At 41.1% G+C, this 22,619-nt stretch carries 26 protein-coding genes and 1 tRNA gene; 9 read left to right on the top strand and 18 right to left on the bottom strand.

Annotated features, from left to right (window positions below; genetic code table 11):
- Positions 1-23: 23 nt before the first annotated feature.
- The 3 genes from B5D42_RS14755 to B5D42_RS14745 are packed head-to-tail and all read right to left on the bottom strand — an operon-like array spanning position 24 to position 1,463.
- Positions 24-617 carry a YdeI/OmpD-associated family protein gene (locus B5D42_RS14755; RefSeq protein ID WP_078832296.1) on the bottom strand — a complete coding sequence of 198 codons (594 nt, stop codon included), beginning with the start codon at positions 615-617 and terminating at the stop codon, positions 24-26.
- A gap of 59 nt (positions 618-676) precedes the next feature.
- On the bottom strand, positions 677-1,141 hold the full coding sequence (locus tag B5D42_RS14750; protein ID WP_078832295.1) for an SRPBCC domain-containing protein: 465 nt from the start codon (positions 1,139-1,141) through the stop codon (positions 677-679).
- 1 nt (position 1,142) lies between these two features.
- On the bottom strand, positions 1,143-1,463 hold the full coding sequence (locus tag B5D42_RS14745) for an ArsR/SmtB family transcription factor (RefSeq protein ID WP_078832294.1): 321 nt from the start codon (positions 1,461-1,463) through the stop codon (positions 1,143-1,145).
- A gap of 311 nt (positions 1,464-1,774) precedes the next feature.
- Here B5D42_RS14745 and B5D42_RS14740 point away from each other — a divergent pair, with 311 nt between their 5' ends.
- Complete coding sequence (locus B5D42_RS14740) at positions 1,775-3,148, top strand: hypothetical protein (RefSeq protein ID WP_078832293.1); 1,374 nt, start codon at positions 1,775-1,777, stop codon at positions 3,146-3,148.
- A 15-nt stretch (positions 3,149-3,163) separates the two neighbouring features.
- On the opposite strand, the gene B5D42_RS14735 is transcribed toward B5D42_RS14740, so the two are convergent.
- Positions 3,164-4,150, bottom strand: coding sequence for a hypothetical protein (locus B5D42_RS14735; RefSeq protein ID WP_078832292.1), 987 nt, complete (start codon positions 4,148-4,150; stop codon positions 3,164-3,166).
- Between the two features lie 359 nt (positions 4,151-4,509).
- Here B5D42_RS14735 and B5D42_RS14730 point away from each other — a divergent pair, with 359 nt between their 5' ends.
- From B5D42_RS14730 to B5D42_RS14720, 3 genes are all read left to right on the top strand, one after another.
- A complete protein-coding gene (locus B5D42_RS14730; protein WP_078832291.1) occupies positions 4,510-5,106 on the top strand; it encodes a Crp/Fnr family transcriptional regulator in 597 nt (198 codons plus the stop codon).
- Between the two features lie 145 nt (positions 5,107-5,251).
- Positions 5,252-6,043, top strand: coding sequence for an alpha/beta fold hydrolase (locus B5D42_RS14725; RefSeq protein WP_078832290.1), 792 nt, complete (start codon positions 5,252-5,254; stop codon positions 6,041-6,043).
- Positions 6,044-6,098: 55 nt separating this feature from the next.
- Positions 6,099-6,521 carry an OsmC family protein gene (locus B5D42_RS14720; RefSeq protein WP_078832289.1) on the top strand — a complete coding sequence of 141 codons (423 nt, stop codon included), beginning with the start codon at positions 6,099-6,101 and terminating at the stop codon, positions 6,519-6,521.
- Positions 6,522-6,589: 68 nt separating this feature from the next.
- On the opposite strand, the gene B5D42_RS14715 is transcribed toward B5D42_RS14720, so the two are convergent.
- Positions 6,590-7,789 (bottom strand): PQQ-dependent sugar dehydrogenase, encoded by a 1,200-nt coding sequence (locus tag B5D42_RS14715; protein WP_176113027.1) that lies wholly within the window; start codon positions 7,787-7,789, stop codon positions 6,590-6,592.
- Positions 7,790-8,063: 274 nt separating this feature from the next.
- Between B5D42_RS14715 and B5D42_RS14710 the strand changes: the two genes are divergently transcribed.
- Entirely contained in the window at positions 8,064-8,489 is a 426-nt protein-coding gene (locus B5D42_RS14710; RefSeq protein WP_217698839.1) for a hypothetical protein, read from the top strand.
- 392 nt (positions 8,490-8,881) lie between these two features.
- On the opposite strand, the gene B5D42_RS14705 is transcribed toward B5D42_RS14710, so the two are convergent.
- Complete coding sequence (locus B5D42_RS14705) at positions 8,882-12,175, bottom strand: PLL family lectin (RefSeq protein ID WP_078832286.1); 3,294 nt, start codon at positions 12,173-12,175, stop codon at positions 8,882-8,884.
- Positions 12,176-12,492: 317 nt separating this feature from the next.
- On the opposite strand from B5D42_RS14705, the gene B5D42_RS14700 reads away from it, so the two are divergent.
- Positions 12,493-13,062, top strand: a complete 570-nt coding sequence (locus B5D42_RS14700; protein ID WP_078832285.1) for an NADP-dependent oxidoreductase — start codon at positions 12,493-12,495, stop codon at positions 13,060-13,062.
- A 33-nt stretch (positions 13,063-13,095) separates the two neighbouring features.
- On the opposite strand, the gene B5D42_RS14695 is transcribed toward B5D42_RS14700, so the two are convergent.
- The 10 genes from B5D42_RS14695 to B5D42_RS14650 all read right to left on the bottom strand — a co-directional run bounded on the left by B5D42_RS14695 (position 13,096) and on the right by B5D42_RS14650 (position 19,853).
- Positions 13,096-13,560 carry a hypothetical protein gene (locus B5D42_RS14695; RefSeq protein WP_078832284.1) on the bottom strand — a complete coding sequence of 155 codons (465 nt, stop codon included), beginning with the start codon at positions 13,558-13,560 and terminating at the stop codon, positions 13,096-13,098.
- Positions 13,561-13,565: 5 nt separating this feature from the next.
- The gene (locus B5D42_RS14690) at positions 13,566-13,934 is read right to left on the bottom strand and encodes an immunity protein Imm33 domain-containing protein (RefSeq protein WP_139367182.1); all 369 of its coding nucleotides are present in this window, start codon (positions 13,932-13,934) and stop codon (positions 13,566-13,568) included.
- 74 nt (positions 13,935-14,008) lie between these two features.
- Positions 14,009-14,533 (bottom strand): hypothetical protein, encoded by a 525-nt coding sequence (locus tag B5D42_RS14685; protein WP_139367181.1) that lies wholly within the window; start codon positions 14,531-14,533, stop codon positions 14,009-14,011.
- Between the two features lie 251 nt (positions 14,534-14,784).
- A complete protein-coding gene (locus tag B5D42_RS14680) occupies positions 14,785-15,033 on the bottom strand; it encodes a hypothetical protein (RefSeq protein WP_078832281.1) in 249 nt (82 codons plus the stop codon).
- A gap of 30 nt (positions 15,034-15,063) precedes the next feature.
- Positions 15,064-15,510 (bottom strand): hypothetical protein, encoded by a 447-nt coding sequence (locus tag B5D42_RS14675; protein ID WP_078832280.1) that lies wholly within the window; start codon positions 15,508-15,510, stop codon positions 15,064-15,066.
- Between the two features lie 110 nt (positions 15,511-15,620).
- Positions 15,621-16,133 (bottom strand): hypothetical protein, encoded by a 513-nt coding sequence (locus tag B5D42_RS14670; protein WP_078832279.1) that lies wholly within the window; start codon positions 16,131-16,133, stop codon positions 15,621-15,623.
- A gap of 1,028 nt (positions 16,134-17,161) precedes the next feature.
- A complete protein-coding gene (locus B5D42_RS14665; RefSeq protein ID WP_078832278.1) occupies positions 17,162-17,620 on the bottom strand; it encodes a DUF4279 domain-containing protein in 459 nt (152 codons plus the stop codon).
- A gap of 38 nt (positions 17,621-17,658) precedes the next feature.
- The gene (locus B5D42_RS14660; RefSeq protein WP_176113026.1) at positions 17,659-18,138 is read right to left on the bottom strand and encodes a T6SS immunity protein Tdi1 domain-containing protein; all 480 of its coding nucleotides are present in this window, start codon (positions 18,136-18,138) and stop codon (positions 17,659-17,661) included.
- 277 nt (positions 18,139-18,415) lie between these two features.
- On the bottom strand, positions 18,416-18,889 hold the full coding sequence (locus B5D42_RS14655; RefSeq protein WP_078832276.1) for a hypothetical protein: 474 nt from the start codon (positions 18,887-18,889) through the stop codon (positions 18,416-18,418).
- 406 nt (positions 18,890-19,295) lie between these two features.
- A complete protein-coding gene (locus B5D42_RS14650; RefSeq protein ID WP_176113025.1) occupies positions 19,296-19,853 on the bottom strand; it encodes a toxin-antitoxin system YwqK family antitoxin in 558 nt (185 codons plus the stop codon).
- 171 nt (positions 19,854-20,024) lie between these two features.
- Between B5D42_RS14650 and B5D42_RS14645 the strand changes: the two genes are divergently transcribed.
- The 3 genes from B5D42_RS14645 to B5D42_RS14635 all read left to right on the top strand — a co-directional run bounded on the left by B5D42_RS14645 (position 20,025) and on the right by B5D42_RS14635 (position 21,681).
- On the top strand, positions 20,025-20,423 hold the full coding sequence (locus B5D42_RS14645; protein ID WP_078832274.1) for a hypothetical protein: 399 nt from the start codon (positions 20,025-20,027) through the stop codon (positions 20,421-20,423).
- Between the two features lie 215 nt (positions 20,424-20,638).
- Positions 20,639-20,977 carry a hypothetical protein gene (locus tag B5D42_RS14640; RefSeq protein ID WP_139367179.1) on the top strand — a complete coding sequence of 113 codons (339 nt, stop codon included), beginning with the start codon at positions 20,639-20,641 and terminating at the stop codon, positions 20,975-20,977.
- Positions 20,978-21,360: 383 nt separating this feature from the next.
- Positions 21,361-21,681, top strand: a complete 321-nt coding sequence (locus B5D42_RS14635; RefSeq protein ID WP_078832383.1) for a carboxymuconolactone decarboxylase family protein — start codon at positions 21,361-21,363, stop codon at positions 21,679-21,681.
- 305 nt (positions 21,682-21,986) lie between these two features.
- Here the strand turns inward: B5D42_RS14635 and B5D42_RS14630 are convergent.
- Positions 21,987-22,070, bottom strand: a tRNA-Leu gene (locus tag B5D42_RS14630).
- Positions 22,071-22,130: 60 nt separating this feature from the next.
- A complete protein-coding gene (hscB, locus tag B5D42_RS14625) occupies positions 22,131-22,610 on the bottom strand; it encodes a Fe-S protein assembly co-chaperone HscB (protein WP_078832272.1) in 480 nt (159 codons plus the stop codon).
- Between the last annotated feature and the right edge of the window lie 9 nt (positions 22,611-22,619).

Raw genomic sequence — 22,619 nt, 5'->3', positions numbered from 1 at the left:
TGCCGGTTTTATGTGTCTGCCTGTCAGTCATCAAGCCCTTTTCCTTCCAGAATAGCCGGAATATATTTTTCAATTCTCGCTACCCTGGTTTTGGATTGTTTTGCCTGGGAGAAATAAAATAAATAGGCGCGTTGCCGTCCGGGAGTTAAAGCTTTGAACGCTTTATGCAAAGCAGTGTTTTTAGCCAGTTTTTCCTGGAATTCTTCGGGGATTGAGTAATCGGCTGTTTGTTTCAATGTAACTTTTAAGCCTGCTTTTTCAACGGCAATGGCTTCATTGATATAGGATCTGATCAGCGCTTTCTGTTTCCTGATTTTGCTGAGATCTGTAAACCTGAGCTGGCGGGCTGATTGTACGTTCTCCGTCTGCTGAATCAGTATCCCTTCCGGATCGTTCATCAGGGCGCCTTTGTGAAACAGCAGTGCGCAGTATTCTTTAAAACCATGGATCAGTACAACATTTTTCCCTTCAAGGGTGTAGCAGGGATGCATCCATTTATAATCCTCGGCCAGCTCTTTTGCGCCAAGTACGATCTCGCGCAGTAAGCTCATCTCGTCTTTCCATTTGGAAGCTTTGGCGAGGAACAGGTCTACTTTGGGGTGGGTAGGATTTGCCATTTGATAACTATTTAACGGGAAATGATTTTTTGCTATCAGATCTGTTTGTTCATGCTGTTTTATTGAAGTCCGCTGAGGATCGCCTGTAAGCGGTCGTGTGCCATATTCAATCCATTCGCAAACGGCATTTGAAGTAACTGGTTACGGAAGGCGACGGATTTGAAAATGATCTGCATGGTCAGTTTGCTGGTATCGGCTGTGAGTTTTTCAAACTCCAGGAATTCCAGCTGAACAGGGAAGGGACTGTTTTCCATTTCGAAAGTGCGCGTAATTTTCTGTTCCGGAACGAAATCAAGGATCACGCCATTGGCGCTGAACATAACCTGTCCATTATGCGAAGTTTCGAACCGCCAGCTGCCGTGTTTCCTGTTTTCCAGCTGTATTACTTTTGTCCCCATCCATTGGGCAACGATCTCAGGATCTTCATAGGCTTTGAAAAGCAGCTCAACAGGAAGGTCGAATTCCCTTGTGATGATCAGTTCCTGGCAGTTTTCTTCAGCCCGGATCTTTGTTTTCCTTTCCATATTATTTCGTTTTGTATTTTTTCATGATCGATTCCAGTTTGTTGAAACGATCGTCCCACATATTGCGGAATGGCTCGATGAAATCGGCGATCTCTTTCATTTTCCGGGCATTTAAATGATAATGGATTTCCCTGCCTGTTTGAGATGGTTGCAATAATTCACATTCCGTCAGGATCTGCAGGTGTTTTGAAACTGTAGGTCTTGCGGTATCAAAATTGGCAGCAATGGCACCGGCCGTCATGGCCTGGGTGGCTACCAGCGTCAGGATGGCCCTTCGTGTGGGATCGGCAATGGCCTGGAATACGTCGCGTCTGAGATTCATAGTGAAGTTATTTGGCTACAAATATATATGTAGCTATTTGACTACGCAAAATATTTTTAAAACCTGCTCTTGTAATAGGGTAAGCAGTTCCATGCAGTTGTTATCCGGCTGTGCATGATCTGAAACTTGCAAATACGAACCTGCCTTTGTAAATTGTATCACCCTCTGGATTTTAACTGCTTCATTTGTTATGAACATTTTGACAAAACTGAATTTTGAAATTCAAGTGATTGTCAATTATTCTTTTAAAAAGAGCTCGTATGCATGCGTTTAATGCTGCAAATGATCTTCAGACCGGCAAAGTATAAGTGATGGAAGCACAGATACAATCCACTGCTCAGAAAAAAGGAGGTACAACGGCTTCGGCAACCAGTATTGCAGGTAATACTGGCATTTCATTGCCGGCCGTTCCTGTGATTCAACAGAAAGAAAACAGCTCACTGAAGCATACGCCTGTTACTGATCCTGTAATACAAGGTGTATTTCCTGATGCGTATAATGCTGAGCGCAGAGGAAACCAGAATGGCATTGCAGAAGATGATGTGCAGATGGATCATATCATTCCTCAGGATACATTGAAAAAATTTGCAGATACTTACAATATCATTAAAATACTTAAATCAGGTGATTCTGTATGGGTAGATACTGTAGCTGCGTTGGATGCATTTGCGACTGCCTTGCAAAATGTTCTTCCTGATGATACGGATAACCTGGCCGGATTGTCTTCCGCATTATTAAAGCACGCAATGGTTAACATGCCCGCCAACGTTGTGCCCGGTCGTGGAAACCAGATGCAGGGTGCAGAGAACAGGTTTGATCCGCAGGTGGAAGATAACGGCAACGGGGTAGTGACTGAAACGCCCATGTCTTTATTGCTCAGAGGCGCAGCGGAAAGTATGAAACGTCTTACGGGGATGATTACGTCCAGTGCATTGCCGAGTGGCGTGGCCGTTAGCAGGGAGCGAAATTACGATGCGGATACTGATGCTTTTATTGCAGCAGAGTTGAATACGATCACAGCAGGCCTGAATAGTATGAATAATGTTGACGATCCTGAATTCGACAATAATGTATGGTACATGCATGGCGATAAATCAGTAAAAAAACGAAGTGCAAACTGGCTGGATGTTCAGGGCGGACTTCAGGTTGGGGTCAGGAAACCGCCACAGAAACCCAAAACACACCTGAAGTTCAGTATGCTTGCAAAAACACTGAAAGAAGGCGAAGCTGTTTCACTATTACCTGTATTGGTAGATATACGTGTTGAAATACCAGCCGCAACATGGCGGCATATTTATGCGCGTCATTTTATGAGTACGTTTGAATGGGATATCCAGGGTGTAAACACATTCTGGCGCACTGATCCGTACACTTACCTGCTGAATGGCGGCAATAACGAACTTAAAGCCGAACTGAAAAAATTGCTGGCCGATTCGTTTAATTTTTCAGCGCCCTGGGATTCTGTTGACGAAGGCGAAGCTGATGACGCTGCCTGGTCGCAAAGCGCGCAGAAAATGTTTTTCCAGGGTAAAGCAGACAGCTACCTCAAGAAAAAGAATGATGAAAGAATGGTCTATGCGGTAAATATTGTGCTTGATTCTATCGCACCCGAAGATGCCACACTCGGCGATGCGCTCGAACCTGCAACATTGAACCAATTGAAACTGGCGCAGGAAATAGCATGATAATTACCATGACCATTAATCGAACTTCCAGGACGTCATTTTCCGGTTCCCATAACTGTTGAATACAATGATAGCATCGTGCGGGCGCTTTCCTGCAGTGTATTTGAAACAGCCCGTGTCTGTAAGTAACCCTACCTTCCAGCTTCCGGATTGGCATAAATGTTCAAATTCTTTTAATGTTTTTTTTGAGACCGTGTAAATCCCGGTCGTATGTACCTTCTCATCTGTCCAGCCAGCCATGCAGTTTACATAATGCATAGCGATCATATTCACATTGTTCCTCACCGGCGAACTTTCATCTGTTAAAAGATACTTACCCAGGTTATCCAAATGCCCTATGCCATAAAAGGCCAGAAACTTAGGTTTCGCGCTGCTGTTTAAAGCAAGCTGCCGGTACAATTGCAGAAAACTGCTGAATATCTTTTTATCCCTGTTCGCTTCATATCTGATGATATTGCCAGACATCAGCAACAGGTCATCATAATACTTTTTGAAGTGGTTGCGGTAAAGGGCACTGTCGGTGCGTAAGGCGTCGGATACTGTTTGGTTCAAACCGCTTATGTCGGCAGCCGTAAAAGATGACTTTTGCAGGTATTCGTCTATTAATTTGTCTAATAGCGTACCTGCTGAAGGTATGCTGCCCCTGATGATCGTTAAGGATAGTTGTAGATTATTATAATCATACTTGGCATCCAGGTAATCGATTCCGTAATATTTAATACGTGCGTGATCTGGTTGCATGAGATTAAATGCTCTTACTTTTTTGAGTAATTCGTATGTTGCGTGAGGCTTCAGGGAAGATAACAGATTTTCATCACCGGATTCCAGGTATTGGTTAAATATAAAACAAGTGGCATGAGGTAATTCATTTGCGATATAATAAACGCCTTTTTTATGCAATGCTTTTATTAACGCGAATTGAAAGTCATTATTTGCAAGCATGGTATGCGATTCGCCAACCAGGTAGAAATCTTTGTCGTTAAGTTGGTCTGTAAGCAGCATTGTTAAAGAATCTAAGCCGGACTCTTGTGCGGTGACCATTTTTTCGTTGATGCAAAGTGCTGATTCGTTTTGTGCTGTTGCCGGTACAGTGCTTAATAGAACTGAAAGAAAACATGAAATTGTTAGTAGGTGCATTGGTTTTGGTATATTAATATTTGAACAGGAAATACTTCAGGTTATAAATGCTGAATCAGATTGCCTGGTTGTATGACGACGGTAATTTTTTGCAGAAACGATGAATTCCTGTTATTCATAGCTCCGTGATGTCTCTTACAAAGAACATTGCCGAAACGCAACCTCTTTATTGGAAGACAGCTGCGTCTTTATCGTCGTGTTACTAAAATTGATATTTTTACTACATGTCAGAAAGTGCATCAGAAATAGAACTATTACGGACAATTTTAGGCTCTGCCGGAATGACGCCAGAGTCGTTTGACCTGTCCCTGCCATATTGGAAATTAAAACAGTATAAAAAAGGGGAGTTTTATAATGAGTACAAAAATGTTTGCAAGCACCTCGGTTTTGTGATCAATGGTGTTTTCAGGATCTATCGGGTAAATAACCAAACGGGTGAAGAAAAGAATATGCTGTTTTTTACTGACCACCAGTTCATCGCATCCTATAAAAGTTTTTTAACCCAGACTGCCTGCGATTACTATACGGAAGCAATGGTTGATTCGCTGATATTATATATCCATATTGATCACCTGAATGAACTCTACGGGCAGTCGCACCAGTGGGAAAGGTTTGGCAGGATCGTTGCCGAAACCGCCTTCCACGAGGTGATGGTGAATACGGAAGGTTTTCTTTTTAAAACGCCCGAAGACCGTTACCGGGAAATGATGGAAAAACACCCGGATATTTTTAACTCTGTACCACTTTATCATATTGCCTCTTACCTGGGTATCCAGGGGCCTTCGCTGAGCCGGATCCGCAAAAGAATGGTCGGTAAGTGACGCATGAGCCGGCAAAGACACAGAAATCTTTATTCTCAGAAACTTTTTTCAAAACCATTCGATTTTAACCTGGGTTAAAATTATCCCGTGTGAATGATCGGAAGTTTGTGGTGTCCTAAACAATAAACAATTAGGCACCCAAAACATGAAAAAAGCAATAATAGTGATTGTAATGAGCGTATTCGGTTTCACCGCTCATGCTCAGAAAACGACCAAAGATTCTAAAACCATTGTACTGGTTCACGGCGCCTGGTCAGATGCGTCTTCATGGAACGCTGTTATCCCGCTATTAAAAGCCCAGGGCGGAGAAGTGATCAATGTGAACCTGGCGGGCCATGGAAAAGATACAAGCGTAACTGCCGGTATCACATTTCAAACCTATGTAGACCAGGTAAAAGCTGCTATCGGCACCCGTACCAATGTTGTTTTGGTAGGGCATAGCTTTGCGGGCCTGGTCATCAGCCAGGTTGCTGAAGAAGCGAGCCCCCAGATTAAGGAACTGGTCTTCCTGGCTGCAGCCTTGCCGCATAATGGAGAAAGCCTTTTGTCACTGGCGAAACAGGATCCGGCATCCCATATCGGTAAATATCTGAGCATCGATAAGGAAAACGGCGTTGCAATCGTTGCGAAAGATGCCGTAGCCGACATTTTTGCTGCCGATGCGCCTCAGCAGGTTCAGGAATATCTCTCCGCCAATATTAAACCCGAACCCCTGGCGCCACTTGCCACACCTGTTCAGCTGACTGAAAAGAATTTCGGCGGTGTTAAAAAGATCTACATCTATACGCTCAATGATCATGCGATCAGTTATCCTGCGCAACAGTACATGGTAAAATCAGGCAAAGTATCTAAAGTATATACTTTGGCAAGCAGCCATACACCGTTCATATCCATGCCGGAAAAGCTGGCAGCCATCCTGATCGAAGCAAACAAATAACAACCAATCATCAATCAATCAATCAAATATTTTTTTACATCATAATCAAAATATCATGAAACGTATCGCAAAAGCACATTGGAATGGTACCTTGCAAACAGGTAAAGGAGAAATCAGTACGCAAAGCACGGTGCTGAATGAAACTCAATATTCATATAAAACGCGCTTTGCCGATGGAATTGGCACTAATCCCGAAGAACTGATCGCTGCTGCACACGCAGGTTGTTTCTCAATGGCCCTCAGCGCAACATTGGCCCATCACGGTATTTCTGCAGGCGATATTTATACTACTGCCATAGTTGACCTCGATATGCAGGCATTAAGTATTACCGGCATTCACCTGGAATTAAAGGCAACGCTTATCGAAGGTGTGGATGAAGCAACATTTACAGGAATTGCTGAAGGTGCGAAAACGCACTGCATTATTTCCAAAGCATTGAATGTGCCCATTACATTAGCCGTTGTTTACGGCGTATAGGATCTTAAATATGCAAAAAACTCACCGGAATTTCCCGGTGAGTTTTTTCGCACGTTACATGTAGAAGATCATCTCCAGATATAATACAAAACCCCATTCTTATCATCGGTCACGAAAAAAGAATGGTTATCGTTCATCATCACATCGCAAGGGCGGCCGTGGCGATCTTTTTCCGTTTTGCCAGACAGGAAGCCGGTAACAACTTCCACATATTTATTTTTTCCCGTGATCATCACCACAGCATTGCCGCGCTGCCGCGAAACAGTGGTAGAACCATGCAGCGCCACGAGGAATTTATCTTTTAAAAGCGGATCAGAAAAACCTGTGAATTTATCAAATCCCAAAGGTGCCGTGTGTGCTTTAAAGCCGCAATAGGCGAGTGGAGGCGGTGGTGGTGTTTTGATGTTGTTCTTTGCGGCTGAATCCATCATGGCTTTATCCGGATAGATCTTTTGTTTGTATTGGAGGTAAAAAGGCCAGCCGTAATTCTTTCCGTTTTCGATCGTGCCGAAAAGGTCTTCGGGCTTATCGGGCCCTAACAGATCCCGGCCCATAAATGTGGCCCAGAGCTGGTTATTGAACCATTTAATACCCACTGAATTGCGTACACCTGTAGCATAAGTTCTGCTGCCAGAACCATCCGGATTCATTTCAATAACAGACGCACGTATATCTTCTTTTTCGATGCAGGCATTGCAGCTGCTGCCCACGCTCACATAAATTTTGCCGTTATGTTGTGTAATGCTGCGTGTGAGGTGCCAGCCGCCGTATTTGTAATCCAGCCCGTAATCAGGAAAACGTGCAAGCACCTGACCTTCGCCTTTAAGCGTTTTTTCGCCGGCGCGGTACTCATAACGTGTCAGTTTCCCTGTTTCGGCAATATAGAGGTAGTGTGTGCCTTTATCGGTATAAAAAAGGATCTGGTTTGGGTTATGCAGGTTCTCCGCGAACACTGTTTTCTTTCTGAACTGTCTGGCGGAGTCGTCCCAATCTTCAAACAGGTAGATCCTGCCTCTTTTGTTATCGCCGCGGTTATACATATCTGTAGCGAACAGCCGGTTGTCGGGGCTCTTCGCCAGAAACCGTAACCGGTTACTCACATTCGCTGCTACCGACACATGATATCCCTTTGGGATGTTCAGGTTGAAACTGGCACCACCAGGCAAAACGATCCGGTGCGGTTGCAGCAACACCTGCGAGTAACCGTACGAAAAGACAAAGCAAAATAGAATACTATAACTCAGGATCCGGGATACACGGAGAATCATACGAAGTCTTTTCTGAAAGATACGATGGTTAGAAGGTGATGGCTGTTTGTTATTTAATATAACGTTGGTTTCCATGACTGCCTCTGCGGTGTTATTCAAAAAGATGATGCCGTAAATGTATGATGACGCTTCTGATCTGCTGAAAAATTCTTCTCTTGCCGGGCAACGTATCCTGACAGCAATGTATCTACGGGATACCAAAACATACAGTCTTATGAAACGATTCTTTACTTTTTTTGTTATTCTGTCTATTTGCTTAGGTTTTGCCGGGTGTATGAAAGAAGCAAATGATGAACGTTTACCTGTTATCTGCTATTTCGAACAATATGTACCTGTTCGTGTGCTGAATGCTTCCGGCGATGATCTGCTTTCTCCTGCAAAGCTTCAGGGCGGAACTTTCAACATTAGATGGGGATTTCCGGGCCGTGATACAATGGCTTATAGTAAAATGACTCCGGGCACTTATGTTATATCCGGCCAGGCAGACCAATACTATTTCAGTGTTCCCCTGACCCATGCCGATAAAGGATTAACTGTTCAGTTTTCTCTTAAACAGAACGAAACGGAAACCTTATTTATCCGCACCTCGGCTGATACGACCAGGCCTTATGGCGTAACTGAAGTGATTTTTAATGGTAAGAAGGTAACACCTGTAACGCTTTTCGGTACTTCAGCTTATGGGTTGGAATTGATTAAATAAACGACAGATGTAAACCTTCAAGTGAGGTTAGCTTTTGGAAAGTTTTAAACTTTCCAAAAGCTTTTCCCGCCGATATCTGCAGAAGGGGACTCAGCGTAGCACACTTGCGATTTCTAAAGCTGCGTATAGATTTTAACCTTCAGACGATGCAGGCATCTGTGCCGCTCAGGCCGCCGGGCCGCGTCTTTGCGCCTGCGCTTCTTTGGCCTCTATCATAACGATTTTACTGTCTCCGCCTAACTCCAAAAGATGTCTATGCAAAGACTGGTAGAATTATTAAATTCTTCCGAACACCTGTGAGGTTAGCTTTTGGAAAGTTCTAAACTTTCCAAAAGCTTTTCGCGCTAATGCCGGCAGGATGGGTTGCCAATACGAAGTCTTATCTGAACGCTTTAATTAACAGCAGATATCCTCCCGTTAAATGACCAGCCTGCCTGGCTATACATTGCCAGGTATGCTGCATTTGCTGCAGTGCTCATGAACAGGTATATATTTCCTGAATTATCGGCTACGGCTTTGATATTTTCATATTTGCCGGTAATGCCGGCAGAGATCTGCCCGCCCCAAGTCCATGAACTTCCTGCATTTTGATAAATATGATACGGCATTCCGTCATCAAGCCCTGTAAGGAACACGTGGAAATTATTATTACTATCGATAACAGTTGTTACGTGTCTGAAGCCTGCACTGTGCTGGTTGGTTAATTCGCCTTGCCATGTCCATGCGCCTGTGGATGCATCCTGTGTAACAAGATAGGGCAGATGGTCGTTATTGCCGATCAGTACGAGCTGGCCATTGTTATTGACATTAGTAAGAGCAAGCGCGCTGAAGCTTTTGCCCGAAGGAATATTAAATACATTTCCATTCCAGCCCCACGTAATGTTTGTTCTGTTCATGCTGATACCATAGGGCTGGCCATCATCTGTTCCGAGGAAAACACCAAGAATGGAACTATCTGTTTTGGTAAGCTTGAAATCACTATAACCAGCCGGGTGCTGATTGGGCAATGCTTCAAGGTTTCCCCAATTGCTATCCTGCATGTTCTGGTGAATATGATAAGGCTGGTTATCATCTTTGCCGATAAGCACTACATGCTGATGACTGTTGTTATTTTCAAAAACACTCTCTATCAGGCGGAAGCCGTTTTTATGCTGCGTATATATGCCAGGTATATTCCCGTTCCATGTTGAAACACCTGTCTGCAGATCTTTGGTGATTGTATAAACACCGCCTTGTATCTGATCTGTAAAAAGGATAGATAAACTTGCGCCTGTTAATACCAGGGCTGAGTGTCCAACAATAAATGCTTCACTTCTGGTAAGCTTATCCGGCCCCGAAACGCCGGAACTGGTTGCTGTATATAAATAAGGGAAATAATCGTCTCCTTCTGCGCTCATCACAATAGCTGAATTACCTGAAGCATCGTAAATGGCGCTGAGGTTAATTTCCAGGGGCTTCGCATCCGCAACGCCAAAGGCTCCGTAAACCCAATTGTAAAAACATTGCCATGCATTCGGGTGGTTTTGAGGATCATGCGGGTTTGAAGAATAAGGGCCGGAGTAGGTGGAAAAACTTCCTGACGAATTACCCTGCAGTGAGACAGCTACCGGAAATGTCCCCAGAAGCCAGGGATTGTCTATCGGGGTTGACTGATAATTTATATCGTAAGGAGGATAAACATTACAATACTCCCAGAAGCCCGGCGTAATATTTCCCACATGATACATTCCGTATTTCTCGTCGCAAACAAATGTATCGGCTGTCCATACCATTACATTATTCCAGAAAGCAGAATTATAGTCGCCCGAATCGTTGGAGAATCCCTGATCACTCAGGTATTGAGCGTAATTGCCGTTATAATAGCTGCTTGTAAATCCCTGTCCTAACAGGTTTTGCATTTCCTGCTTCGACGGGAGGCGCAGCTGCGGTGCGATCACATCGGGTATGCCGAGATAAGCAATCTGATCATTACGGGAGATGATTTTTCCTGATGTCCACTGACGCATTTGATAACTGATAAATCCAAAAACGAGCAGTTTACTTTCTATGCTGTAAAATACAGGAGCTGCCTTCTCTGAGGTCTGCGGAAGCAATCCTGTTCCCATATCGTCTGGCAAAGCGCCCATATAACCGAGAAAATTATTGTAATAAGGTGCCACAAGCGCACGATAAGTATCCCGCTGCTGTACCATTTTGGCTCCTGATCCGCCGCCGATCAGCCATTTGCTGTATTTATCAGAAGCGTTCTGAGACCAGCTGAATGGCGTGGTTATAGTAGTCGGGGCGCCGGCAGTATAATTTTGTGCCTGCATCACCATCTGCACTCCTTGCGTCTGAATATTGACATAGTAGTGGAACATTGTTTGAAAGGGGATGAAGAAATTTTCATTACTCAGGAAATTTCTGTTCAATCCATTAATGGTACCTGTTCCTGAAAGACATTGAAACAATGCTGATGGGAGAGAAGTGCTGCCGCCGACTCCCATAATGAGATTATGGATCTGGGTCAGCGCATAATTTACACCATCATTGGTATCTAAGATAGCAGCAGAGATTGACGACAGTTCAGTTGCTGAAATTCCTTTTTTAGTACCGGCATAACCGGCCACCTGTTCTGCATTTGACTGAATGGTAGAAATAGCAGAGGTCAATGCCACCAATATGGTATTTTCCAGAACTACTTTCACTTCCTGCATGATCAGGTTAAGGTCATTGCATATCGTTATCTGGCTGCTGATCACTTCGTTCAGCTGATTTGAAATAGATTTCAGCATCGTTACCACGGGATTGGCAGTTTGCCCGAAGACCCAGCCTTGTACCAGTCCGAATACCTGTGTGCCTACTGCGCCGGCAATTTTTTGTTCCTGTGAGCCGGCTGATAGCGCAGCCAGGGTTAATTTTATCAATGCCTGCGCCACTTCGCTTGCAGGATCATCACCGGAACCTGCTGCAGCACTGGCGGCAAGGCCATCAGATACCTGTGAAAGTTTCAGCATACTGTCTGCACAGTCATGAGTGTTGAGCTCCAATACCTGTGACCAGTTACCATAATTATTCGCCCAGCGTGCGGAAGAGGGAATGTTATAATCGGTACCAGGCTTTGCTGTTACTGAGGAAGCACGGGTTGCCGGCGAAACCGCCGCAGCAGCAAAACTGCCGGACGGCGCTGGATGTTGCGTAAGCTGTGAAGCAAATGCGGATACACCGCCTGCTGCACCGGCTTTTTCCAGGAAGGTATCGTGGCTGTAAATTTTTTCTGGTGCAAGATGTGCAAGAAATTCTGTCGAATACCCGGGTAACAAGATATTAGCCGAATCGCCAAACAACATAGCTTTAGCCTGTGGTTGTGCGGTTGCGGGATTGTTTTTTTTGAATGCAGCTACTAATGAAGATGCGCCATTCAGATAAAGTGTTATATGTGTAGCTGTGGTTGACGGAACAGCGGTTTCATAATAAACCGTTGAGGACTGGCTGAGTGCAGGTGTTATTTGTGCATCAGTAAGATCCTGACCGGGGAAACCATATAGTTTTAATCCGGGCGCAGTATTGGTTTCCAGGCTGAATCTTCCATTTGCATCAGCTGTTGTAACGGCAAGGATTGCATTTCCCTGATCAAGCAATGCAACAGTACCATTGGTTTCATTGCCAGCTAATTGCAGATGGCCTTCAAGGGTGAGGTTGAACATGATAGTTAGTTGAGGTTGTAATTGAGAAAGATATTAAATTTATTTAATAAAAGAATAAACTCTTAAGCGTTATTTGATGAAGGATTCCTTAAGGCTAGCTTTTGGAAAGTTCCAAACTTTCCAAAAGCTTTACGTGATAATACATCAGATGGGATTTGAAATTATATTGATCAGACAAATAGCAGCCCGGGTGTCAATTTCACTGTACCGTCTTCGTTTTAAAAATACCGTTCTTCATTCCCGGCTACAACAAAGTCAAAAACGGCTACATTGGTTATTGTTTGGTTGATGATTTTTGTATCAACAAATAATTTAAAATGAAAGCAGTTGTAATTAGCGAATTCGGAGGGGTAGAAGTTCTCAAAATTCAAGAAACTGAACGTCCAATACCTGTCGACGATGAAGTCTTAGTAAAGGTTTACGCGAGCGGTGTAAATCCTGTTGATTGGGTAGTTCGTGAAGGAGGCAATGATATATTAAGACCGTTCCTGAAATTACCATTGATATTGGGTTGGGACACGGCAGGCATTGTGGAAGAAGTAGGAAGCCATGTGGCAGACTTCAAAAAGGGCGATGAAGTGTATGGTGTTCCAAACTTTCCGGGGAATGGAAGTTATGCTGAATATGTTGTAGCAAAAGCAAGTCACTTAGCATTGAAGCCCAAAAGCATTTCTTTTAATGAAGCGGCAGGTGTTCCTTTAACAGGGCTCGTAGCCGGTAATGCACTTTTTGATTTAGGAAAATTACAGGCAGGACAACGTGTTTTTATTCAAGGCGCTTCAGCTTTTGGAAAGTTTAAAACTTTCCAAAAGCTTTTCGCGAATGGTGCAATTCTCAGTGCTGAGTTCGAGTTTCGTTTATTTCGGCTTATGGGTTGGAGTTGGTGAACTACATGAACAATAGGGGATACGCCTGCTGTTTTAATAAGATACTCCCCACGCTTTATCAGTTTTGCTGTCTCTTATATTCAAATAGGTGAACAGGATAATTAGTATTACGATAAGAAGACTCGCCCATATGGGGGCTTTTAAAAAAAACAGCACTGCGATACCTATAACAGCATATATTATAAAATATGCAGGTTTGGTCACAAATGAAAAATTAGCTTTAGCCTGATAAATTCTTCCTACAGGAACAATATAAAGGTTGTATAACTCGAGATACTCCTCAGGTGAGGGTGTAATTAATTCTCCGGATGCATCAAGAAAATTGTTGAGATGCTGTACTATAAACTTTTTTTTACTATCCGGCTTTATTTTATCAAAATGTGTAAGAAAGTTGCCGATTGACCGGATGTTCAGGTATTTATGATAATCCGGATGTATACTGTTTTTTAGCTTATCCAGTTTGTCCTTAAGGTCAGTAATTTCTATTTCTAATTCCATGAATGTCAGTTGTTGATGATCCGCAGCGACTTGTCAAACCAGACATCTTCATACCCACTGGTATCAATCTGGAATCTCCAGCCGGCAGGGAGACCTAAATATTTGAACAGCCAGGTATAATTATCCAAAAGATGCCCGGCATGTATAGGTTCAAAGAAATGATCATCGTTCAGAGGTATCTCGCCGCCAGTCCACAAATACCAGCCTGTAGCATTGCCGTGTTTGGGGTGCCTTAATCCATTAACGGGCATTGTTCCTGAAAATAATGACCTGTTAAAACCAATAATTGCGTTGGGGTCAATGGGAGTCCAGTCTGTCTGCAATCTGCTGCAGAGTTCCTGTTGCTCTTTTTGAATGGTCGCCCAGTTATGCATAGGTGTCAATGTATGAAATTATTTTGGTTAATTACGTATATGCTAATATTGTATCACTCAGCGGAATAAACCGTTTAAGTGATCGAGCGCCATCTGGGTCTTGCCCAAACTAAAAACCAAACCAGAAAGAATAATGAGATCCCCCAGCAAACAGGAATTGATTTACGGATCATGCGCTGGTAATCTGCATAATTGATTATTACGGCATCGCCTTTTGTCAGCCGCCAGATATCATTTTTTTTCTTAAAGCCAAAAATCACAGACTTTTTAGGGTTGGAATAAACTGTTACATAGTCTCCAACATTAATCTGAGCGGTGATATCTCCGAAATGCGAAGTAGTTGCATACGTAAAATAAGATGTTTCGCCCTCAAGAGCCAGCCTAAGTTCTTTTGTTATTTCTTTGAAGAAAGGCTTGTTCTTAACTCTTGTGATTACGCTGTCAATTCTGATCAGTTCGCCGGTATGCGGAATCAGTTCATTCGAGGTCATATTCAAATCAACATAAGCGTTGATTGCAAACCACATGAAAACTAAAAATCCGGCTAATGGTATTGATTTTTTGTGAAAAAGAAATTTGAAAAATTGTCTGTTAGTCATTAGTCGGGTTATAATGTGGTATTTTACATAAAGTAAGAAATTTTTTTTGTGATCTTGGCAAAATCAGCATTGATCGCGCGTTTGCTAACGCTCTTTTTCCTGAATCGTTACTTACTCAACTCCAATTGATCTCAAATTGACTTTCTTTATCAGCTGATTCATCCCCGGCCTGATATGAATGGAGTCGATATTGATATAATAATCTCTATCCTTTACGATTATCGAAATAAATCCAAAATAAGTACCTGAATCTATTGTAGTAATGAAGAATCTATTAGGATTTTTCGTGCCGATATTCTCAAAATAGAAGATTTTATCTTCCTGTTTTCAGCCTGTGATTTTTTGTATTCAGATAAGTCCCTGCTTTGCAGGTAAAAGGTTTTCAACTCCTGTATTTCATCCCCTTTTTCCGGCACGAGATTAATTTCAAGTTGTGAATTATGTTTTCCATTGCATGCGGAAAAACTAATCAGGAATAAAAACCATAGGATTTTCTTCATTGTAGAATTCGTTTATTCCATTATGTATATTTAATAATGAGCCCAGATCTCTTTGAGGGGGCTGTTCAATTCATTTTGTAATCTTTGAAAATCAGCACTTCTTATCTTTTCAGAAGGCGCAAATATTACCAATGTGAACATTGAGAATCCTGCGGGGAATTGATAGGTCAACTCATTTAACGAAGAAGCATTATTGCAACAGGGGGTAGTAATCATTAAATCCGAAAAATTATTCTGCCAGGCTTTATCCATTAGTTCGTGCCAGGCCTCAATTTCTATAGTACTATTGCATTTGTTACAACTTATGCTTTCGAAATTGCTGCCCGGATCGATAAATTCAACCCTTTCTGTCACTGATGCCGCTATTTCGTTTCTTGGATAAATCGTTCTTAACAAAGCTACCGCTTTCTTCTGCTTTTCTTCATCAGGTATATAAGTTGCAGTTGTTGGAATAAGTTTCAGGACTGTTACAGACATTTGTATTACTGTTAAATAACAAGGGCTTTAAATGTACAAATTGTGAGGGTATCTTTTGGAAAATTACAAACTTTCCAAAAGCTTTTCGCGTACTGCATGCAGCACATAAATTATGTTCCCGAATGGTATTTTTTATACGATTTCCTTTGAATTTGAACCAGCTTATTTGTGTTCGGATCAACATAAAATTCTGTTTCCTCCGGTTGTAATTTTCTTTCAGTAAAATGAACTGTTTTATACGGTTCGTCTGTCCGGATAAATTGTTGCGTTTTTTTATTCCAGGGTCTTCCGTCAATCATTTCCACTTTGTCTGCAACGAAGTTAAAAACCATGTCTTTGTAGTCAAGTAGTTTTGTTGGTATCCGGCTGATAATTTCTGAATAAACTTCGTTCCAGTCGTTACCTGTTTGCCCGCGTAAGAACCTGACGAGTAGTCCATAATTAATTTTACCGTTATAGAACTTTGATGTTGATTTAATACTTTCGTGTGACGGCAAATTTTCGGGATCGATATTTTTCTGAAGGTGTCTTTCATCCGCATATCGCCCATTTTGCAAACGATCTCTTTTGCTGCCAGATGTTTTCATCATGCTTAGTAACCACCGCTTGTTATCCTCACGCATAGTTTAAGATATTATTGAAGCTAATATAAATAGCATCGATGATAATAATGAAATTTAGGATACTTTATTATAGTCATACTCTTCTTTAATAAATTCTATGTCAAATAATTAAGAAATAAAATCATAGCTTTCAAGTCATTCTTTGTAATTCCTGATCTTGTAACTACGGTTACATTAATTGTCCTCCGGCCATCTGGCCAATACATCTGGTGTCTTGTTGTTCTGCCAGTGAATTACTAAGCTGTCTTTTGTTAGCCTGAGTATCTTTCCGCCAAATACGACTGTTGGATTATCTAATTGAATGCTGTCTCCGAAGATTCTGTAAAACCGGCTATCGTCACCATCGTAGTCGCACAGTAATAAACGTTTCTCATTTATTTGAAATTCGCATGCCGGGGCTTCGGGCGTCCCCCAGACGCCGAATAACAAAGTTTTATCAAAGCCTGGGTTAATAATCTCAGACTTATTCCATCTCGGGTATTGTTTGGTATTCCCGGAGCTGTTATTGCCTGTTACGATACTGTCCGGTTTTAAGGCTGGGGTATGTCAACCCGGTTACCAGTTGAACTGTAACAACCCAAAATGTAGATCGAAGTTTTCTGTTTAATACCGTACTTAGGCGTAAGGGTACTATAAATGCAATCGAAAAAACGATAACGAGAAGAGCCGTTAATAAAATTTCCATCTTTGTTGCGATTGGTTCATAAATATAATCAATTATGTATCTGTGAGTTATCCTGGTTTTAATACAGGCAAACCTGATAGTTTAATTAATTATAGAATTTAAATTGAATACTACTGTTAGCGAGGATAGGGGAGTGATTCACAGATGCGCATAGGGATCGCTGATAATCCGGCGGATAGCTTGCACTAATATGGGGCCTAAGCAAAGATTCAATACGGTTTGAACCTTAATTTATAGAGTTCTTTATAAAGCTCCCTAATTTGACGTTAGTCAGGTATTTTGGAACATTATCTATTATACCGTGAAAAGCAATACAATTTCATTTACGTTGATAGTTCAACATTCAGCACGATCTTCGCTTTTGCCCTTGCTGTGATAACTGTTCTTCTAAATCAGGAGGGTAAATTGTTATATCGATACTCAGGCCTAATTCTCCGGCCAGTTTAATAAGTTTTTTGGATAAAATTTCTGACTGAATAAGTATATTTTGATGATCAATTCTCAATGCTACACCAAAATCCAATATAGCGTAATCAATATGCCTGGTCAATAATATATTTTCAAGTTTTGCCCTGTTTCGTTCCAGGTACTGAATAGTATCTTTTACCTGCTTAGGCATATCATTAAAGCCGGCACTGCTTGTTTGTATCGAAGCAGAAGTATGCATCATTTTCTTTCCGTCCGGCTTATTTTTAAATATCGGGGTGCCTTTGTAATTTATAGTGTAGCCGCGAAGTTTGCTTTTTTTAAAAAAATCATCGGCATCAAAATGTTTTCCGCGTATTACGAGAGTGCAGGGCATAGCTGAATTATATAAAAAAATTAAGCACAATTAACTCCTTAACCTTTTTGGAATGTAATATTTAACTTAGTTCCGTCCGGAAGATTTTGTACCTGTTCACATATCTGACCGGCAAAAGCGAAGTGAACGCTCATATCAGTCGGCTCAAGATTTTCAACTGAATAGTCACCACCAATAGCGGGGGAGAGCTTATAACTATAAACCTGATTTTCTTTCAGTGTTTTGCCAGCATTGAGTAGTTGTTCAACAAGACCTGGTAAAAACCAGTTGTCAACTGTTTTTTCATCGGCTAACAATGCTTCAAATTGCTCTGGATTTGCCGCAATCTTAGACAATGTACCAGTATCAGTTTGCATCCAATAAACTCCCTTGTCATTGCCTATAAAAAATACATCTCCGATTACTGATACTGCAGCAATAGCTTTCATGTCTTTTATAAGCCATTGCCAGCACGACAAAATATCATCGAAGTCAATTTTTGATATGTCCTTAGTGAGTTCTTTTAATGTTAAATCCATAATCATAAAAATAATGATAAGATAGCACAAGTTTCAGTGCGAGTCCCACTTCTGGCAGAAAAAAACAGATGTCTTATGTATTTGTTTTGAGGGATATACTGCTTTGCAATAAACATATTTTGAGTTTCATATATGCATTGATGTAATGCACTGCGCGTCGGAAATTGCCGGCAAACCTGAGTGTTTAATAAGGATTAAGTATAATTTGGTTTATTCTAAATCCTCTATTGTAACGAGTAGAAGGGGCAGTTGTCTTTGTTAAGATACAATACAATTTTTAAAGGGTTTGTTTCAGATCTGATCGACGAATAATGCTTGCCTCAGTAAATGTAACGTCTTCGATTTTCAGGTGTGGCTCTTTGGTTAACAGACTATTCAAGGCATTAAACTCCGCACTCCTGCCTGCTATTTTTAGAATCACTTCCGGGTTTGGTCTGTCATTAAAGTATTTTTCTGTGATTTTGTAAATAATATTGTAAGCAAATGAGTCACTATACTTTTTTTGTATTATTTGATTGTTTTTAGCGAGTTCATTATACGTTTCAGGCCACTTTACCTTTGGAAGCATATGTCTTATGAAAACAACAGGAAGAAAAATAAGAATGTCATCTGCACTTTGTTGATCGATGCCATTAGCTATATAAAGATTAAAGAGTTCATCATCGGCTAAATTATCGTTATCTATAAGAAGATGTATAGCCTTATTAATTTTATCCGGAAATTTTTGGATTAATGTACCTGTATTTTCCATGCAAAGAGTTACTAAAGATTAGCGAGCATTTGTTTTATGCCAAGATAGTGTAAAATTCAATGGAATAATTGACTGAAAAATTTCTACAGCTTCGTATTCTTTCGTGTTTCTTTTTTGAATTTCGTGATGAATTTTAACGAATTAAGATAGTTATTGCCGAAGCTGGTAACACTGCATTCTTTTTCAGATAAGTCCTGCTTATATCGTCATTTAGTTTTTGGAGTAAGTTGGTCAAATAAATAAACAGAATTTAATCTGCCTAAATAATGTACAACATCGAAAGATTCCCCATCCTTATGGTAAAAACGATTTTACATCACTGAAGTCGTACTGAAAAATATACTGAAGTATTATGATTGAAGAGGTAGTGCCAGGCATGGGTATTCAACTATGTATCGGTGCAATTTTATTGTATTTCCAGAGATTTGACTGTATCCATATATTCAATCGGTTGCGGATGGCCCTTTGAATCCCAGCATTTAGTTGATGTAACAATCCCATTTATACTATGTCGCTCCGAAAATAATTGCCCATTCGTGTAGAATACTTTTTCTATTTGATAAAATTTGAATGTTGATTTGTCTTTATAATCGCCTTCAAAATATTCCTCTTTTTCACTCATTACCTTTCCATTCTTGAAATAATTAAATTCTTTGGAACGAAGTTTTCCTTTAGCATTATAAAACTCTTCCTTTTGAAGAAACCCTAATTCTGTGTAATATTTCCAGGTACTATCTCTGTAATCTTTTGTTACCTTTCCTTGCATCTCCATTTTGCCATTTTCATAATAATATTTATGATAGCCGGAGATGGTATCTATTTCGGATGCTTTATTTCCGTTTTTATGGTATTCAGTCACGATAGATGCTCCTTTTTTTGTGCCAGTACTTTGTGCGGTGATCCTGGTAAGGCAAAATGTTACAGACACCATTAGAAAAAAACGGATTGGCAGTGTTTTTCGCATTGATGTATTTTGAATTAAGCTCCCTGTAAAAATAAGAGGGATGATGTAAGTTGCAGTGCAAACTTCGAGTATTATACGGAAATGAAGAAATTGCTTCAGTGCAACTATCATTGTAATTTACTTTCTTAAATTGCAATACCTGCAAACTGCAATTGAAATTTATACCGGCCTATGAGTTCTTTTCAAAGTAACATTGAAGTTAAAATAACAAATGCGGACGAAATAAGAATGGGCTCTCCATATCGGACGTGTGAAATAGAAATATTGGGTTCTGACACTATCAAGATAGCGAATGGCGGGTGGCAGGATAAGTATGCATTTTCATCGGGAAACGAAAAGCTTGTGCTGATAAAGTGGGATTTTCTTAAAAATGAACCTGGCTTTCGTTTTGTACTAGTTGATGTTAATAACGGCAAGATTCAAGAGGGAAGCAGAATCGAAGGTTTTGTAAATACGCTCTCAATAAGTGGAAAAAGAATCTCATTCAATAAATTTTTGTTTAACAGACGCAAATCAGTTATGGGTGAAGGCCTTTGCTGCCATACTGATGAAGTCTATGAGTTCTCCTGATCAACGTGAATATTCAGATAATAATAGTGGAATTTTCAGTGCTTTTTCAAAGTATGTTTTCAGTATTTGGCAACAAGGCTGGTAATCTTAATATGCAGTGAAAACCAATGCGTCGTGTGTCTGAAATGCTGTAAACACGGGCTTTTGCCGATACAACAGTGCCACTTTCAGTGTTTTTTTGAATGTTTGGTTATATTTTTAAGTCAAACCTGTAAATGCGGATATTTTTTTTGATAGTTAGTTTAGTTTGTCTTTTCTCTTGTCAAAGAAAGTATGAGAAAGAGAAATGGGCGACAAAAGAGGATTTTGGCCCGCCTGCAGCGCGTAAAGCGATGTTAAAAGATCTGCTGGCCAATTACAACCTGAAAGGTAAAACTACCGCTGAGATATTGAATTTGCTTGGTTCTCCGGATTTTAAAACTGATACTGTAATTGCCTATAAAGTAGTCGAGGACTATGGTTCAGATATCGACCCTGTATATACTAAAACACTTGTTTTAAAGCTGGGTGGAAGTATTGTAACTCAAGCCAGAGTTGACGAATGGAAAAAATGATAGTTCAATTTTCAGTGCAATTTCTATCGCCTGGGTATGCGTTTTGAATTCATTTTTTTCTAACTAAGTATAGAAAATGTGCAGGTAATCGTTCAATTCGATCATCAAGAGTATCGTAAGTATTCTTTGATAAGTTATATAAAGAGAAATGATTCCACTTGGACATAGCTTTTGAAAAGTTTAGAACTTTCCAAAAGCTATTCGCGCAGTTTATACGATATAATAACCGTTTTTCTCATATCCCTTGTGTCTGCAGGGGGAATTTTTGTATTACAGCTCACTATCTGCAAGTCATGACAGACGTCATAGCTAGGGCATAACAAGATCATCTTTCAGGCAGTTGCACAGATATACTTTTGAGGAAACAACGCAAAAGAAAAACGATGGAAAGTAATACAATGGAACTATTTATGAAAGAGGCCCCGGATGTTGCCAAAGCTTTTGATGGACTTATACAATCGTTGATCGCATCTGAGGGGCTTGATGCTAAAACAAAGCAACTTATCTATATAGCTATGAAAACAGCTATGGGTGACGACACGGCTGTAAAATTCCATGCACCGATGGCCAAACAACTGGGCGCAACCAAGCCGGAGATTATTGATGCAATTTTGTTGAGCCTGACAGTTTCGGGAATCAGCGGCGTAATGGCCTCCTTGCCCTACGTTGTAAAACTTTTTGACAAAAATGAGTCAGAAATGTGAGGCCAGCTTTTGGAAAGTTTAAAACTTTCCAAAAGCTGGCCGCGAATGGCGCAATTCTCAGTGGGTTTGAGTTCCTTCCGCGCACAAGAAAGCAATTACACCATGTGTGACTGCTTTCTTGAAAAATGCCCAGAACAGGACTCGAACCTGCACTCCCTTGCGAGCGCAAGATTTTATGAGACCAGCTTTTGGAAAGTTTTAAACTTTCCAAAAGCTTTTCGCGAATGCTGTAACCTCATGTTGGGTTCGAGTTACGTACACAAAAAAAGCAATTACACCCATGTGTAACTGCTTCATTTGAATTGTGCCCAGAACAGGAATCGAACCTGCACTCCCTTGCGAGAACAAGATTTTGAGTCTAGCGCGTCTACCAGTTCCGCCATCTGGGCTCAAGTGGGCTGCAATATTACTGCATCAGCGGCAATAATGATACTTTACCTTCAGTTTTTTTAATGCTGCTTCCCGATACGATCCAGGTATTTCTTCCGGAAATAGTATTCTTTTACCTGCAACAACTCTTCTTCGGTAGTAACACTTTCCTGATAATCTGCAATAATCGTTTTAACAGGCTCATAGATCTCTTTTTGAATGCGGTCTGTTGCCGCGGTTACATCTTCATTTTCTTCCAGCTGTTCATTCAGTTCCATCATTTCCATCAGGAAATCCGGCGAGAGCTGGTATTTCTCTTCCTCCTGCAGTAACCCTTTTTCTTTCAGCACATATCGGATCGTATCATCGGGTGATTTCAGTGTTTTGAATGCCTGGTTGATCAGCGACGTCAACTCCAGCGCCGCTTCCTGCTCCTCCGGGGCCGACCGCGCAAAAAGATCCGGATGGTACTGGCGCTGCAACGTAAAATAACGGGCCGATAACAGCTTCTGATCCACCTGCAGGCTTACCGGTATGTTGAACAATTCAAAATATCTCATAATAACAGC

This window comes from Sediminibacterium ginsengisoli (assembly GCF_900167075.1).
GTDB lineage: Bacteria > Bacteroidota > Bacteroidia > Chitinophagales > Chitinophagaceae > Sediminibacterium > Sediminibacterium ginsengisoli.
Note: the sequence above shows the minus strand (reverse complement) of the source record. Positions and strands in the feature narration are given on the sequence as shown.

Excerpts from the sequence above, each read along its gene's own strand:
- B5D42_RS14755 (WP_078832296.1), bottom strand. The coding sequence starts at position 617 with ATGGCAAATCCTACCCACCCCAAAGTAGACCTGTTCCTCGCCAAAGCT.
- B5D42_RS14750 (WP_078832295.1), bottom strand. The coding sequence starts at position 1,141 with ATGGAAAGGAAAACAAAGATCCGGGCTGAAGAAAACTGCCAGGAACTG.
- B5D42_RS14745 (WP_078832294.1), bottom strand. The coding sequence starts at position 1,463 with ATGAATCTCAGACGCGACGTATTCCAGGCCATTGCCGATCCCACACGA.
- B5D42_RS14740 (WP_078832293.1), top strand. The coding sequence starts at position 1,775 with ATGGAAGCACAGATACAATCCACTGCTCAGAAAAAAGGAGGTACAACG.
- B5D42_RS14735 (WP_078832292.1), bottom strand. The coding sequence starts at position 4,150 with ATGCTGCTTACAGACCAACTTAACGACAAAGATTTCTACCTGGTTGGC.
- B5D42_RS14730 (WP_078832291.1), top strand. The coding sequence starts at position 4,510 with ATGTCAGAAAGTGCATCAGAAATAGAACTATTACGGACAATTTTAGGC.
- B5D42_RS14725 (WP_078832290.1), top strand. The coding sequence starts at position 5,252 with ATGAAAAAAGCAATAATAGTGATTGTAATGAGCGTATTCGGTTTCACC.
- B5D42_RS14720 (WP_078832289.1), top strand. The coding sequence starts at position 6,099 with ATGAAACGTATCGCAAAAGCACATTGGAATGGTACCTTGCAAACAGGT.
- B5D42_RS14715 (WP_176113027.1), bottom strand. The coding sequence starts at position 7,789 with ATGATTCTCCGTGTATCCCGGATCCTGAGTTATAGTATTCTATTTTGC.
- B5D42_RS14710 (WP_217698839.1), top strand. The coding sequence starts at position 8,064 with ATGAAAGAAGCAAATGATGAACGTTTACCTGTTATCTGCTATTTCGAA.
- B5D42_RS14705 (WP_078832286.1), bottom strand. The coding sequence starts at position 12,175 with ATGTTCAACCTCACCCTTGAAGGCCATCTGCAATTAGCTGGCAATGAA.
- B5D42_RS14700 (WP_078832285.1), top strand. The coding sequence starts at position 12,493 with ATGAAAGCAGTTGTAATTAGCGAATTCGGAGGGGTAGAAGTTCTCAAA.
- B5D42_RS14695 (WP_078832284.1), bottom strand. The coding sequence starts at position 13,560 with ATGGAATTAGAAATAGAAATTACTGACCTTAAGGACAAACTGGATAAG.
- B5D42_RS14690 (WP_139367182.1), bottom strand. The coding sequence starts at position 13,934 with ATGCATAACTGGGCGACCATTCAAAAAGAGCAACAGGAACTCTGCAGC.
- B5D42_RS14685 (WP_139367181.1), bottom strand. The coding sequence starts at position 14,533 with ATGACTAACAGACAATTTTTCAAATTTCTTTTTCACAAAAAATCAATA.
- B5D42_RS14680 (WP_078832281.1), bottom strand. The coding sequence starts at position 15,033 with ATGAAGAAAATCCTATGGTTTTTATTCCTGATTAGTTTTTCCGCATGC.
- B5D42_RS14675 (WP_078832280.1), bottom strand. The coding sequence starts at position 15,510 with ATGTCTGTAACAGTCCTGAAACTTATTCCAACAACTGCAACTTATATA.
- B5D42_RS14670 (WP_078832279.1), bottom strand. The coding sequence starts at position 16,133 with ATGCGTGAGGATAACAAGCGGTGGTTACTAAGCATGATGAAAACATCT.
- B5D42_RS14665 (WP_078832278.1), bottom strand. The coding sequence starts at position 17,620 with ATGCCCTGCACTCTCGTAATACGCGGAAAACATTTTGATGCCGATGAT.
- B5D42_RS14660 (WP_176113026.1), bottom strand. The coding sequence starts at position 18,138 with ATGGATTTAACATTAAAAGAACTCACTAAGGACATATCAAAAATTGAC.
- B5D42_RS14655 (WP_078832276.1), bottom strand. The coding sequence starts at position 18,889 with ATGGAAAATACAGGTACATTAATCCAAAAATTTCCGGATAAAATTAAT.
- B5D42_RS14650 (WP_176113025.1), bottom strand. The coding sequence starts at position 19,853 with ATGCGAAAAACACTGCCAATCCGTTTTTTTCTAATGGTGTCTGTAACA.
- B5D42_RS14645 (WP_078832274.1), top strand. The coding sequence starts at position 20,025 with ATGAGTTCTTTTCAAAGTAACATTGAAGTTAAAATAACAAATGCGGAC.
- B5D42_RS14640 (WP_139367179.1), top strand. The coding sequence starts at position 20,639 with ATGCGGATATTTTTTTTGATAGTTAGTTTAGTTTGTCTTTTCTCTTGT.
- B5D42_RS14635 (WP_078832383.1), top strand. The coding sequence starts at position 21,361 with ATGGAAAGTAATACAATGGAACTATTTATGAAAGAGGCCCCGGATGTT.
- hscB (WP_078832272.1), bottom strand. The coding sequence starts at position 22,610 with ATGAGATATTTTGAATTGTTCAACATACCGGTAAGCCTGCAGGTGGAT.